Here is a 14,608-nt window from a genome sequence, read left to right as displayed (position 1 = left end):
TTAAAACTTCCTTCCCTTGAATTAATTTTTAAGATTTACTTTATTATTTGCAATATCTAATAGTCGTTCTCTTATTTCTTCTTTACTAATTCCTTCAAAGTCATTCATAAACTGCCTTAAAATCCCTTGATCAATTAAAACAGCCTTTCCTATATGAATTTTAGGGAAAATTTGTTCTGGATGAATTTCACCTTCATTTAATAACTCTTCATACATTTTTTCACCTGGTCTTAATCCAGTAAATTCAATTCCAATTTCTTCAATAGAAAAACCTGAAAGGGTAATTAAATTTTTAGCTAAATCTACAATCTTTACTGGAGCTCCCATATCTAGCACGAACAATTCTCCGCCCCTAGCCAGTGTGCCTGCCTGAATAACTAATCTTGAAGCTTCTGGTATTGTCATAAAGTAACGAATCATATCAGGGTGAGTAACAGTTACAGGTCCACCTTTTTGAATTTGTTTCTTAAATAGAGGAATTACACTTCCCCTACTTCCAAGAACATTACCAAATCTAACCGCAACAAAACGTGTACCAGTACTAACCGATGCCATATGTTGCACAATCATTTCTGCAAATCGTTTTGTAGCTCCCATTACATTTGTCGGATTTACAGCTTTATCTGTAGAAACCATAACAAATGTATTCACTTTAAACGTATCTGCCGCTTCAGCTACATTTTTCGTACCAAAAATATTATTTTTCACAGCTTCTTCTGGATTACGCTCCATTAAAGGAACATGCTTATGTGCAGCTGCATGATACACAATATACGGTTGATGCTTTTTCATTATTTCAAAGATTTTATGACGATCTTGAATATCAGCGATTTCTGTTGTTATTTCCACAGAATCTTTATAAGTAACTCTCATTTCCATCTCAATATTATAAATGCTGTTTTCACCATGTCCTAAAAGAACAATTTTAGCTGGTTTGTATTTCATCACTTGACGACAAATTTCTGATCCGATTGATCCACCAGCACCTGTTACTAAAATTGTTTTACCTGTAATCTTCTCTCCAATTCCTGCATCATCTAGCTTTATTGGTTCTCTACCTAATAAATCTTCCACTTGTACATCACGGAATTCATTAACAGAGAGTTTCCCATCTAATAAATCTTCAAGCATCGGTACAATTTGTGTTTTCGCCTTCGTTTTTCTACACTTCTCAAAAATCTCGTTTATTTGACCTCTATTTAATGAAGGAATTGCGATAATAATATGTTCTATGTCATTATCTTCTACAATTTCTTGAATGTGATTTGTTGTACCAACAACCGGCACATTATAAATCTCCAATTTTTGCTTATTTCTATCATCATCAACAAACGCAATTGGATATAAATCTGCTTCTTTATTATGTTGCAATTGACGCACTACCATTGTTCCTGCTGAACCTGCACCAATAATTAATGTTCGTTTTTTATCAGTTGCTTTTGAAATATATGTATCACGGAACATACGCCATACAAAACGAGAACCACCAATTAATAATAAATGTAACATCCATGCGATCGCTAAAATCCGAACATAAATATCCTGATTTATAATCTGTTGAACAATTGCTGTTACTAAAATTGATAGCGTAATTGCCTTAAATATTTGCTTTAGCTCTCCAATACTTGCATATTCCCACGCCTTGTTGTACAACTTGTAAATAGCTGCAAAAACATGATGACTACACAATAATGTAATAGAACTAATAATTACTGTCATAGGAATTTTGTTTAATACATTTGGATGTATAAACCAATAACTTAAATACACGGCAGTTAATACGATAAATGAATCTAATAAAATCAATAATGAGAGCCGTTTTCGATAACTCAATATACCTGTTCCCTTCTTTATATAATTCTTATCTTACTCATAATAAAAAAGGACATTCTCTTATGAATGTACCTTTTCTTTTTTTACAAGTTCTTTCATATATTCCATTAATTCAACTTTTAATTCTTCATTTTGAAGTGCCATTTCAATCGTCGTCTTAATAAATCCAAACTTCTCCCCAACATCGTAACGTGTACCTTCGAAGTCATAAGCAAATACACGTTGAACTTCATTTAATCGTTGAATTGCATCTGTCAATTGAATTTCCCCACCAGCACCTGTTTGTTGATTCTCAAGGAACATAAAGATTTCTGGCGTTAATACGTAACGTCCCATAATTGCTAAATTTGATGGTGCAGTTCCTTTAGCTGGCTTCTCCACAAATTGACGTACTTGATAACGGCGATCGCTTTGTTCAATCGGATCGATAATACCGTAACGATGTGTTTCGTTTTCAGGCACTGTTTGTACACCAATAACTGACGACTGTGTACCTTCATATTGATCCATTAATTGACGTAAACATGGTGTTTCTGCTTGTACAATATCATCACCAAGTAATACCGCAAATGGTTCATTTCCAATAAATTTACGTGCACACCATACTGCATGCCCCAGCCCTTTTGGTTCCTTTTGTCTTATGTAATGAACATTAATTTTTGAAGAAGCTTGTACTTTTTCTAGCATCTCATGCTTTCCTTTTTCTAGTAAGCTTTGCTCTAATTCAAAGGAATGATCAAAATGATCTTCAATAGCACGTTTACCTTTTCCAGTAACAATAATAATATCTTCAATTCCTGATTCTATCGCTTCTTCTACTATGTATTGAATTGTTGGTTTATCAACAATTGGTAACATTTCTTTCGGCATTGCCTTTGTTACCGGTAAAAACCTTGTTCCCAGTCCCGCAGCTGGAATAATTGCTTTTCTTACTTTTTTCAAATCTAGTCCCCCAAACATATTATTATATCCATATGTAGCAATAACAAAAACCCTACTTATAGGGTCGTCTTTACAACTCCATAAGTAGAGTTTCTAACATAAATAAATTATGGGCATCCAACCCATCCTCACGTCATACTCCCGACGACAAGCGTCTAAGGTAGGTTCGAAATAAAAATTTCTACCCACAGCACGACCGAGTGCCCCCGTTGATAACGGTTAGGAGACATCACCAATTCTTATTTAAAAAATACCGAACAATTTTTTACGACGAATTTGTTCTGGATCTTCTTTGTAAATTGCCTTCCCGCTAATTAATAAGTATGGATTTTCTTTCAAATCACTCATAACATTCATTCCGAATTCTTTCTCAATTAGTCCATAGCTTTCTGCTAAATGAAATCCTCTCGATGTCGTGTTATGCGCATCTGATGCGATCATATGTGTTAAATTATGTTCCACAAGCTGTAGTGAGAATTTTTTAATCTTTTTACCAAACTTTCCAAGCAAACTACCTGCTGTCACTTGTGTTAATGCACCTTTATTTACAATGTTATATAACTTATCTGGTCGCTCGATTAACTCGGCATTACGTTCTGGATGAACAATAATTGGAATCATTCCTTTTACACGTAATTCGTATAATAGTTGTTCGGCATAACGAGGTACGTGATTCGACGGAAATTCAATGAATATATATTTATTTGTTTCATTTAAAGTAACGATTTTATCAGCTTCATAGTCTTCTAATAAATCGCCATATAACCTGACTTCTTGCCCAGGTAAAATAGTAAGTGGGATATTATGTTGTTTTAGTTCATCATTTAGTTGTTTTACGTGATGAATAATTGAGGTACGTTCATTTACATATTTTCCATTTTGATGGTGCGGCGTTGCGACAATTGTATGTATTCCTTCTGACACGGCTTGTTGTGCCATGGCTAAACTATCGGTAACTGTCTGTGCACCGTCATCGATACCAGGTAAAATGTGACAATGTAAATCTATCATTTGTTTCATCCTCCCTCTCTCCTATAAAGATCTTTTTTCCCTTGAATATGAGATATCGCTCATATTCAAGGGAAAAAAGGAGATATGTTTTTACCATATCTCACTTTAAAATTAGTTTGCACCGTAATAATAATATAAGCCTTCTTCACGTTCACGATCGTTCAGAACAACGCCCAACAATTTACCTTTAGCCGATTCTAACAATCCTTTTGCTTTCACTGCTGTTTCTTTCTCTGTTGATTCACTACGAACAACAAGAATAGAAGCATCACATACATTTGCCATAATTTGCGCATCCGTTACAGCTAAAATTGGCGGCATATCAAAAATAACTAGATCATACATACTGTATGCTTGTCCAAGAAGTTCTTTCATTGATTTTGAACCTAACAATTCGGCCGGGTTTGGCGGGATTGGGCCACAAGCTAAAAAGTGTAGATTGTCTACAGATGTCGTTTGTACACATTTTTCTAAATGTTCACTATGTGTTAATACGTTCGTGAGTCCAAAAATATTATCTACTTGGAACATTTGATGCATTGCTGGTTTACGCATATCTGCATCAATTAATAACACTTTTTTTCCTTGTTGAGCAAAAACAACTGCCATATTCGCTGTCGTTGTCGTTTTCCCTTCACTTGGGTTTGCAGACGTAACCATTAATGAATGTAAATTCGTATCAATAGCTGCAAATTCAATATTCGTTCGAATATTACGATATTGTTCTGAAATTGGTGATTTCGGTTGTTGATGAGCAATTAATTGACGGCGTTGACGATGATTTTTTTTCTTTTTAAATAAATTAAGAGCCAATTGTTTGTCCCCTCACTTTTCTTGATGATGGAGCGTGTGATTTCACGTTCATTGTTTCTTCATCCATACGAGCTACAATTCCTAATACTGGTAAGCCAAGTAAGTTTTCCACATCTTCTTCTTTTTTCACTGTGTTATCTAAGTACTCTAGTAAGAATGCAAGACCAACTGAAGCCATTAAACCAACAACGAAAGCAATTACCACATTTAACATTGGACGTGGTTTAATTGGAGATTGATTTTCTGCGACTTCTGCTTTAGATAATACTGTTACGTTATCAACGTTCATAATTTTTGCAACTTCACCTTTAAATACATCTGCAGTTGCATTCGCAATATCGCGAGCTAGTTTTGGATCTTTATCCTCAGCTGTTACAGAGATTACTTGTGAATCCTTTTCATTTGCAACATTAATCTTTCCTGTTAGCGCTTGAGATGTCATATTTAAATTTAATTTTTCATTCACTTGTTCTAAGATTACTGGACTTTTAATAATAACCTTATATGTATTCGTTAATTGAATATTCGTTTGAACTTCACCGGCTTGAATCATTGCCCCTTCTTGCTTCTTCTGGTTAACAAGAATTTGCGTCGAAGATTGATAGATTGGTGTCATGAAGAAAAAGCTAATGATAGCACTTACAATAGCTGCACCAAAGGCGATTACGAGGATCATTGCTAAACGTTTTTTTAAGATATGAAATAATTCTTTTAGACTAATTGTTTCTTCCATAAGTTCCTCCAACTTTCTAAAATTTACACATAGGAAAAATTATAACATATAAATCTTACATTTTTTATTTTTAATAATTCAGTTCTGTATTTGTTCACAAGAAACAAGTTTAATCTTACAAAATAATCTTAAATATGACAACACATTCCAATCATTTTCCAAAATTTTTATTTTATCACGTTTTTCATACTGTGTAACTCGATAAATAATTTTCAGAAAATAACAAAAAGCTAACAAAATTTTTGTTAGCTTTTTATATTTTAGTAATAACCATACTGCTCTTTTTCTTCTCTTTTATCATTTAAAACGACACCTAGTATTTTTCCTGATGCTTTATCTAATATTTGTTTCGCTTTTACGATTTTATCTTTTTCCGTCTTTTCACTTCGTACAACGAGTACGATTCCATCACATTTATTCGCAAGTATTTGTGCATCTGTAACCGCAAGGACAGGTGGTGTGTCAATTAATATAATATCAAACATGTTATATGCTTCTAGCAACGCCTCGTCCATAGCCCGGCTCCCTAATAGTTCTGCTGGGTTTGGCGGGATTGGACCTGCTGCCATTAAGTATACGTTCTCTATATCTGTTTTTTGAATGCATTGCATAAGTTTTGCTTGTCCTGATAATAAGTTCGTTAACCCATTTGAACTATGAACGGCAAATAAGTTTTGTATCGTCGGCTTACGCAAGTCAGCTCCAATTAATAAAACTTTCTTTCCTTGTTGTCCGAAAACAACTGCTAAGTTTGCGATTGTTGTTGTTTTCCCATCACCTGGATCTGCTGAAGTAACAATAATAGAACGAACATGATTATCTACAGATGTAAACTCAATGTTTGTACGAATGTTACGGTATTGTTCTGTAATACGCGATTTAGGCTCTTTATGTGTAATTAATTGTCGTAATGGCTTTCTTTTCTTTCTCCCGAACATATTCATAATCTCCTTTTGTGAAATGCGACATTTCCCTTTTCTCTCTCTTATGCTCGATTTCATACGTCTAATTAATATTCTTGCTGATTTCCTCACATTTCATCATAATCAATAACATTCTACTTTGTCTTATTTAAGTACCTTAACAATATGACAATGCCCTTATTTCTTTATTACCTTTATCACTTATCCTGTTTTCTAGATAAACAATAAAGTAAGTATATGGTAATTCCCATCTATTTACAAGTAATTTTCTGATTAGTTTGTATATTATCGTTTCATCGTTATATAGCAGAAATTAAAAAAATCTCCTTGTCTTTTTACAAGGAGATTTTTTAGTACTATCTATTCTTTTTTATCACCAATCGCAAATGTAATTTCTGCCTCACATGCAACTTCACCATCTACTGTTGCGATTGCTTTTCCTTTTCCAATCGGGCCGCGTACGCGTGTCATTTCTACTTCTAGACGAAGCTGATCACCTGGGCGTACTTGTTTTTTGAAACGGCAATTGTCGATACCTGCAAAGAAAGCAAGTCTTCCGCGGTTTTCTTCTTTCTTTAATACTGCAACTGCTCCGACTTGTGCTAATGCTTCTACAATAAGTACACCAGGCATAACTGCATAGTCAGGGAAGTGTCCGTTAAAGAATTCTTCGTTTGCGGATACATTTTTAATCCCAACCGCTCTTTTGCCTTCATCTACTTCTAATATTTTATCAACAAGTAAAAATGGATAGCGGTGAGGAATGATTTCTTTAATTTGTTCTATATTTAGCATGTAACAATCGCCCCTTTTGTAATATTGGTCTTACCACTTGGACATATTGCTATTATCCCATTTTGTTTATTGTTTGTCATTACAAAGTAACATTTTATATTTAGCACAACTTCCTAAAAAAAAATGCACACACTCTATTCCATTGAAATAGTTGCACATTTTTGCAACTGACACGGAGGTGGAAAAGAGTGTATGCCCAAATTAGGGAAAGGCAATATGTATTGAAACATTATTTGCCTTAATGTCGTATTCGATTCATTATATTATAAACGTTTTCAATTAAGGAAATATTAAATTTAACCATATATATGAATATTTTACCTGTTTCCTTCATATTTCTCTATTTTCCTTCCATTTTCGCAAAAAAACAAAATAAAAAAATATAAAAACGAAAAAAAGAACTAAGGCATTAGCCTTAGTTCTTTCAAATTATCTCAAAGCACGCTTTGGTAATCTGTCGATATTCTCTAACATAATACCTGTACCAACCGCAACGCAGTGCATTGGATTTTCAGCAATTAATACTGGTACTTTTAGTTCTTCTGCTAGAAGCATGTCGATACCGTGTAGTAAAGCTCCACCGCCCGTTAGGATAACACCGCGGTCGATGATATCTGCAGATAATTCTGGTGGTGTGCGCTCTAATACGCCTTTTGCAGCTTGTACAATAACAGCTGCATTTTCTTTTAATGCTTCTGTAATTTCTTCAGAGCATACTGTAATTGTACGTGGTAAGCCTGTTACCATGTCACGTCCGCGAATTTCAAGTTCTTCGCTACGTGCACCTGGGAATACTGTACCAACTTTAATTTTAATATCTTCTGAAGTACGTTCTCCGATTAATAGCTTATACTTACGTTTAATATAGTTTAAGATCTCCATATCAAACTTATCGCCAGCCATTTTGATAGAGGAAGAGGTAACAATATCACCCATAGATAGTACAGCGATATCTGTTGTACCTCCACCAATATCAACAACCATGTTACCGCTTGGTTGGAAGATTTCCATACCAGCACCAACTGCGGCTACTTTTGGTTCTTCTTCTAAAAATACTGTTTTACCACCTGAACGTTCAGCAGCTTCACGAATTGCTTTTTGTTCTACTGATGTAATATTTGTTGGACAACAAATTAAAATACGAGGTTTTGAAAAGAAGCTCTTTACGTCCAATTTGTTAATGAAATACTTTAACATTGCTTCTGTAATTTCGAAATCTGCGATTACACCATCTTTAAGTGGACGAATTGCTACAATATTACCAGGCGTACGTCCCACCATACTTCTCGCTTCTTCACCGACTGCTAATACTTTACCACTATTACGATCAATGGCCACAACAGATGGCTCATTTAATACAATACCCTTACCTTTAACATGAATTAATACGTTAGCCGTACCTAGGTCAATTCCGATATCTCGCGCAAACATTCCCGTTTTTTCCTCCTCGATATTCAAAATCAGGTTACACCCGAATTCTTTTCACCTAATTTCTGATTTTATCATAAATTTAACAGAAACGTAATATTCGCAAAAAGAATTCTTCTGAAAAATATTACCGAATGTGAACGGAATGTTTGCTACTGTAACATTATTGACGTACAGGCTTCTCTACATCTTCTTTTCTATACTTTTGTTTTGTTGCTTCTCCACCTCTTAAATGACGAATAGACTTATGATAATCAAGAATTTCTTTTACTTCATTTGCGAGCTCTGGATTAATCTCTGGTAGACGTTCTGTTAAATCTTTATGGACTGTACTCTTTGATACCCCAAATTCCTTTGCAATGACACGCACTGTCTTTCTTGTCTCCACGATATACTTACCAATCTTGATAGTTCTCTCTTTGATGTAATCGTGCACACCACTCGCCTCCCTAATTTGGATGTGAGAAGGGTGAAATGAGCCTCGCTGCATATGACTAAGAAGTAAGTGTGAGTGCTGTTTGTAAGCGTTAAACATTCTTGGATTTATAATGAAATGATTCACGATTTCTCACCTCAAACACTCTCTTTGCTTTGGTTTATACCATTGTATTGCCCGCACTACTGATATATGCTACATGTTCACTATTTTTGCGGACTAAGTTAAGAAAAATTACGTTTTTTTGTGAGAAATACGTTAAAACTGACTATTATGGCCAAAAAAAAATGACACCTTGTATAAAAGGCGTCATTCTTCTCGTTCCAATTCTTCTTCTAACAACTGATGGTGGGGAACCTCTTTCTTACCGGCAATATAATAATATAAAGTGAATAAAACAAACAATAAAATAATAGCAGTCGACAGAACAAACAAAAATGACACAGTATCCCCTCCCTTTTGTAATATATATTCGAGAATCTCGTCATTTTTCCTTGTTTTTACAACTTTTTTCTCGAAATTGATTATTTTTATATAAAAATGAAAAAATCAATTCTCTTGATGAGAACTGATTTTTTCACTTTCTTATTCTTGTGAAGAAGAATCGTTAGATGATTCTGTAGAACCGTTTGTTGATTTTTCTTCTTTCTTCGGTTCTTCTTTTTTGTCACTAGTTGAACCGCTTGTTGATTTCTCTTCTTTTTGAGACTTGTCTTCTGTTTTATTTTCTGGTTTCGTGCTCGTTGACTTCTCTTCTTTTTGAGATTTGTCATCAGCTTTTTTACCAGAAGCATTCGTAGCCTTTGCAGCACCTGCATCAGCTTTAATTTCTGTTACTGATTTATTTAAGTAACGTTCAGGGTTCACAGCCACATTGTCTTTACGTACTTCAAAGTGAACGTGAGAGCCTGCCTCTTTATTCATTGCACTTAGACCGGATGTTCCTAATACTTCACCTTGTGCAACTCTTGCACCTTTTTCTACTTTCACACTGCCTAAGCTTTGATAAGATACCGCTACACCATTTCCACTATCAACTGTTACAACATAACCAAGAAGTGAATCTTTTTCAGCTTTCGTTACTGTACCACTTAAAGCAGCGGCAACATTGAATTCTTTTCCATTCTTCGCAGCAATGTCAATTCCTTTGTTTGGGGAATATGTGTTGTTATAAAAGACAAGTGCTTTTTCTTGTTCCGCCTCAGTTGCTGCATCTTCATAGAATTTCTTTTGTACGACTACTTCCGCATTCGCGGCAGCTGGCATTTTCACTACTTCTGAAGATTTCGTTACTGGTACTGCTGGATCTTCCGATTGTGTATACGGTGTTGCTTGATCGTGATTTGGAGTCTTCTTCGGATTAGCTCCTTGGAACCATAGCGCAACCATTAAGATTACCGCTGCACAAGCAATGTATAGTGCCGGAAACACCCATCTTTTTTGAAATAAATGTACTACCTTTTGCGACTTTTTATTATTTCTTCCTCGCATTCCATCATCACCTCAGCAATCATTTTGAACAATATTCACGTATCCTATACAACGTATAACTAATTACTTTTCGACAAAATTTGTAAAAATATGTATAAGAACTGTAAAATTTCCGAGGAAATGATAGAAAAAAGAAAAAACTGAGCGTTTCGGCTCAGTTTTTAGTCCATTTGTTTCTTCTTATATACGATTAAACACGCAATAAGCGCAATAATAAGCCACACTCCAACATTTAATACATGCCCACTAATACTACTAAACCCAGCTCCATCTACTAAGCTTTTGATTGCTTTTACAATATGAGATGTTGGAAGATACTCAATTAGTGTCTTAATTACTTTATTTTCAACCATCGGCTCAAATTGTACAGCTAAATACATCGTCATTAAAATAGGCATACCAATTAAAGATGTTTGTGGTACAGAAGATGCAAGTAATCCAATCATTGTTCCAAGCACGATAAACAAAATAGTTCCACATAAGAATACCAATCCTACCAATGGAAGATTAATATTTAACTGATCTAAAATGAATAAATTTGCAATACAAATGACCATCGTCAGACCCGATGTTAATAAACTCTTTCCAAGAAGAACTTCAACAGAAGATGCTGGGGATAACATCAACACACGCAGTGTATGTTTTTCTTTTTCTTCTGCAATTACCATAGATTGAACAAATCCTGCGACAAATAGGAAGGCCATTATAGTAGTAGTGCCTAACATTTCCTTTCCCACTCCAAATCTGCTAAACAAAAATGAAAGTATAATTGGTAAAAATGCCATTAATAACACTTGTGAATTTGTCTTAAAATCTTGGACTTCTTTCCGAAAAATAGCTGAAAATCTTCTCATTGAAAATGTCATTATAGTCCCCTCCCAGTAACTTCAATAAAGATATCGCCTAGCGTTGGTTCGTGTGAATGAATAGATAACAGTTCGCCCTTTTTCATCCATTCTGAAATACGTTTTGCGCCTAATTCATCTTTTTGCACTACTTCTTTTTGTTTATCTTTTAATACGACCTGTATTTGATTCTTAGCGTATTGTAAGCGTAGGTTCTCTGGCGTATCCAGCGCTACAATTTCTCCGCCACAAAGGAAGGCAATACGGTTACAAAGCGTTTCTGCTTCATCCATGTTGTGAGTCGTTAAGAAAATTGTCGTTCCTTCTTCATTTAAGTCTTTTAAGATTTTATGAATGTTTTGTACGTTTACTGGATCGAGTGCAGATGTTGGTTCGTCTAAGAAGAGGATATCTGGTTTATGAAGGATTGCTCTTGCCAGTGTGACGCGTTGCTTCATTCCCTTTGATAGTTTCTTTACTGGTGTTTTTTTATCATCTAATAAATTTACTTGTGTTAGTACTTCATCGATTCTTTCTTTTTTGCAATCGTATAAGTCACAAAATAATAGTAAGTTATCATAAATGCTAAGTCTTTCATATAAGCCGCTGTTATCTGTTAAAATACCAATTCGTTTGTAATCGATGCTACTTGGTCCTGTAATATCTTTCCCTAATACTCTTACCGTTCCAACACTATGAAGCAATTGAGAAGTTAAAATTTTTACTGTTGTCGTCTTACCAGATCCACTCGGTCCGAGGAATCCGAATATCTCTCCTTGCTTCACCTCAATATTTACATTTCGAAGTGCCGTTTTTCCACTGAAACTTTTCATTACATCTTTCATTTCAATTGCCAATGTCATTTCTTCATCCCCTTTGTTTTTCTTCTTTATAGATGAAAGTCGCTTTAGCGCTTTTTGTTTGTTTCGCTTTTCTTGACTCAATCATATGAAAAACAAAGGGTTTGCGCAGTAAAATACCGGTAAAAGGAGTATTTTTACCGGTGAATGAATCGCATGTTGAGCTTATTGGAGCACTTTTTATAGCCCAATCACGCCTTTTAATTCATCCATGCGTCCTTTTGAAAGCGGAATTGAACTTTTTCTTTCGTCATCCAAAATTAAACTGAAACTGTTACGAGTCCAAGTAATCACTTCTCGCACTCTTTGTAAATTCACAAGATACGAGCGATGACATCTAAAGAAACCAAAACCTGTTAATCTCGCTTCTAGTTCACTTAATGTTAATGCACATACAAAATCCCCTTCACGAACGTGAATATGTGTCACTCCGTTTTGTGTTTCAATGAAATGGATTTCCATCGGATCAAGTAAAATGATTTTATCGTTCACTTTCGCAGGTATTCTTTCTAACTTCATTTGCGGAATTATTTGAACGACCTTCTCTTCATCGACTTTTTCTGCTTCCTCTTGTTCAATTTCTACTTTTTTCACACCATCATTGTTTAGTATATATACATCTTCCGTTAACGAAAGGGCATCCGATAGGAAAGATGACGTAATAAAAATCGCCTTTCCTTGTTCTTTCATTTTCATGATTGCTTTTCGAATAATAACCGTACTCTCTATATCTACATTTTGCTCTGGCTCTTCCAAAATAACTAAATCCGGATTATGAATCATCACTCGCCCGATATGAAGACGGCGTTTCTCTGAAAATGATAATTTTTCTATTTTAACGTTTAGTTTATCTAGGAGACCAACAGACTGCACAACTTCTTCTATACTTATCTTTGATTCATAAAGCCCTAATAAAAATTTGAAGTATTCTTTCACCTTCAAACGATCATATGCCTCATCTTTCAAAAAACAAAAACCGATGCGGGAATAATTTTTCTTTCCAATTGCTTCCCCTTCAAACAGTACATTGCCAGTCGACGCCTCTTCTTCACCAATAATGATGCGATGTAACACTTTAGCTGTATGATTATTGCATTGCAAAACAATACATTGTCCCTTCTCCACCTCTAGCTCAATTGCCGGTAACTGGTTCGCCTTCCCTAATTGTTTCAACTCTAGTAACGCCATTTCATTTCCCCCAAATGCCTTTTTATCCTATTATATCAAACAGTTAATGGAAAATTATGATATTTTAAACAGGAAAAAATAGGTGCCAGAGTTCTGACACCTATTTCTTCACCATCAATTTTCCTTCATAATCATTCATCGTCTTTATTTCAACGCCTTTATAGTAATGAGCGACGATATCTGTATATTTCTTTCCTTCCGCTGCCATGCCGTTCGCCCCGTATTGACTCATACCAACGCCATGACCGAAGCCTTTCGTCGTAACGATGATTTTATCTCCTTGTTGTTTCCACGTGAAATCAGAAGAACGTAAATCTAACTTTTCACGAACTTCTTTTCCTGTTAATGTTTTTCCTTGAAAAGCTACATCCTTTACACGCTTTCCTTCCGTAAGGTCTTTAATGTTTCCAACCTTCCCGTCTGCTAGCACTTTCACACCGAGACGTTTTTGAAAATCAGCTACTGTAAATGTTTGCTCGCTCGTAAACTTTGGTGAGGCTTGATCCCACGGACTATCTACACTTTTCAAGTACGGATAATCATTTCCCCAATAGTCAGCTGCATTTTCTGTTCGACCATTACTCGTTGAAAAGAAGGATGCTGAAATTGGTTTTCCATCATACGTTAAAACTTGTCCTGCTGTTTTCGAAACAGCTTCTTCGATTTTCTTCAAATTATTTTCGTAGTTATTGCCCCATTGCTTCTTCAATTCATCTTTGCTTTTGTACACTTGATCTTTCACCGTATCTGTCACGTCTGCATTATTTTTCTTTCCTCCGCTTAGCATACGTTGTACTACAAATGTTCTTGCTGCTAATGCCTGTGCCTTTAGTGCCTCTATTTCAAAACTGGCATTCATCTCAGAAGCTACTACACCGGTCACATACTCCTCCATAGGTAATGATTCTACCTTCTTTTGTTTCTCACGATATACAGCAACTTGAACCGCTGTATCTACTTTTCCTGGAGCTGGTATACTTTCTATCGCTGGAGGAGTTTTAGAGGCCGTTTCTTCCCCTACTTTTGCTTTCGCAAATGGGATAACAAGAGCTGCAGGTACAATGATAACGAGCGCTATTAAGAGCGCTACTGTAATAAAAAGTGGCTTTGAAAATTTCATCCTATTTTTCCCCCAATATAAAAGCTTTACTCCATTCATTCTTATGGAACAACTCTTTCTTTTAGAACACACTTAAGGGGAAGAGCATAAAACGGAAATTTTCTAAATATTTTTACTGGTACGTGCATAAGTATAGAATTTATTGACTATAACAGTAATAACCCAAAAAAAATAGCCCCTATGTCAAAAG

15 protein-coding genes are annotated in these 14,608 nt (G+C 35.2%); all 15 read right to left on the bottom strand.

All coding sequences use genetic code 11. The features are described from left to right. Positions 1-21: 21 nt before the first annotated feature. The 15 genes from MRP26_RS13000 to spoIID all read right to left on the bottom strand — a co-directional run bounded on the left by MRP26_RS13000 (position 22) and on the right by spoIID (position 14,418). Positions 22-1,833, bottom strand: a complete 1,812-nt coding sequence (locus tag MRP26_RS13000) for a polysaccharide biosynthesis protein (RefSeq protein WP_242806188.1) — start codon at positions 1,831-1,833, stop codon at positions 22-24. A 60-nt stretch (positions 1,834-1,893) separates the two neighbouring features. Then, complete coding sequence (gene bpsC, locus MRP26_RS12995) at positions 1,894-2,775, bottom strand: UTP--glucose-1-phosphate uridylyltransferase BpsC (RefSeq protein ID WP_161114165.1); 882 nt, start codon at positions 2,773-2,775, stop codon at positions 1,894-1,896. A gap of 243 nt (positions 2,776-3,018) precedes the next feature. Next, positions 3,019-3,786 (bottom strand): tyrosine-protein phosphatase, encoded by a 768-nt coding sequence (locus MRP26_RS12990; protein WP_161114183.1) that lies wholly within the window; start codon positions 3,784-3,786, stop codon positions 3,019-3,021. 111 nt (positions 3,787-3,897) lie between these two features. After that, the gene (locus MRP26_RS12985) at positions 3,898-4,599 is read right to left on the bottom strand and encodes a CpsD/CapB family tyrosine-protein kinase (RefSeq protein WP_001207145.1); all 702 of its coding nucleotides are present in this window, start codon (positions 4,597-4,599) and stop codon (positions 3,898-3,900) included. Beyond that, the gene (locus MRP26_RS12980; protein ID WP_161114166.1) at positions 4,589-5,332 is read right to left on the bottom strand and encodes a YveK family protein; all 744 of its coding nucleotides are present in this window, start codon (positions 5,330-5,332) and stop codon (positions 4,589-4,591) included. The genes MRP26_RS12985 and MRP26_RS12980 overlap by 11 nt, the downstream gene beginning before the upstream one ends. 260 nt (positions 5,333-5,592) lie before the next feature. Beyond that, positions 5,593-6,270, bottom strand: coding sequence for a CpsD/CapB family tyrosine-protein kinase (locus MRP26_RS12975; protein ID WP_050844744.1), 678 nt, complete (start codon positions 6,268-6,270; stop codon positions 5,593-5,595). 345 nt (positions 6,271-6,615) lie between these two features. Then, positions 6,616-7,050, bottom strand: coding sequence for a 3-hydroxyacyl-ACP dehydratase FabZ (fabZ, locus tag MRP26_RS12970; protein WP_000931959.1), 435 nt, complete (start codon positions 7,048-7,050; stop codon positions 6,616-6,618). Between the two features lie 429 nt (positions 7,051-7,479). Next, on the bottom strand, positions 7,480-8,481 hold the full coding sequence (gene mreB / locus MRP26_RS12965) for a rod shape-determining protein (RefSeq protein WP_000457978.1): 1,002 nt from the start codon (positions 8,479-8,481) through the stop codon (positions 7,480-7,482). 160 nt (positions 8,482-8,641) lie between these two features. Beyond that, positions 8,642-8,914, bottom strand: a complete 273-nt coding sequence (gene spoIIID / locus MRP26_RS12960) for a sporulation transcriptional regulator SpoIIID (protein ID WP_000544012.1) — start codon at positions 8,912-8,914, stop codon at positions 8,642-8,644. 309 nt (positions 8,915-9,223) lie between these two features. Beyond that, positions 9,224-9,358, bottom strand: a complete 135-nt coding sequence (locus tag MRP26_RS12955) for a hypothetical protein (protein ID WP_000008903.1) — start codon at positions 9,356-9,358, stop codon at positions 9,224-9,226. 141 nt (positions 9,359-9,499) lie between these two features. Next, positions 9,500-10,405, bottom strand: coding sequence for a stage II sporulation protein SpoIIQ (gene spoIIQ / locus MRP26_RS12950; protein ID WP_001214922.1), 906 nt, complete (start codon positions 10,403-10,405; stop codon positions 9,500-9,502). A 161-nt stretch (positions 10,406-10,566) separates the two neighbouring features. After that, positions 10,567-11,271: an ABC transporter permease gene (locus tag MRP26_RS12945; protein ID WP_078400607.1), complete on the bottom strand. Its 705-nt coding sequence runs from the start codon at positions 11,269-11,271 to the stop codon at positions 10,567-10,569. Continuing rightward, entirely contained in the window at positions 11,271-12,113 is an 843-nt protein-coding gene (locus tag MRP26_RS12940) for an ABC transporter ATP-binding protein (RefSeq protein ID WP_088022160.1), read from the bottom strand. Before MRP26_RS12940 ends, MRP26_RS12945 begins: the two co-directional genes overlap by 1 nt. A 177-nt stretch (positions 12,114-12,290) precedes the next feature. Continuing rightward, the gene (locus tag MRP26_RS12935) at positions 12,291-13,298 is read right to left on the bottom strand and encodes a LytTR family transcriptional regulator DNA-binding domain-containing protein (RefSeq protein ID WP_053563319.1); all 1,008 of its coding nucleotides are present in this window, start codon (positions 13,296-13,298) and stop codon (positions 12,291-12,293) included. Between the two features lie 100 nt (positions 13,299-13,398). After that, the gene (gene spoIID / locus MRP26_RS12930) at positions 13,399-14,418 is read right to left on the bottom strand and encodes a stage II sporulation protein D (protein ID WP_000672651.1); all 1,020 of its coding nucleotides are present in this window, start codon (positions 14,416-14,418) and stop codon (positions 13,399-13,401) included. Between the last annotated feature and the right edge of the window lie 190 nt (positions 14,419-14,608).

The sequence above is a fragment of the Bacillus sp. CCB-MMP212 genome (assembly GCF_022748145.1).
Taxonomy (GTDB): Bacteria; Bacillota; Bacilli; order Bacillales; family Bacillaceae_G; genus Bacillus_A; species Bacillus_A cereus.
This window is presented reverse-complemented; position numbering and strand designations above follow the sequence as displayed.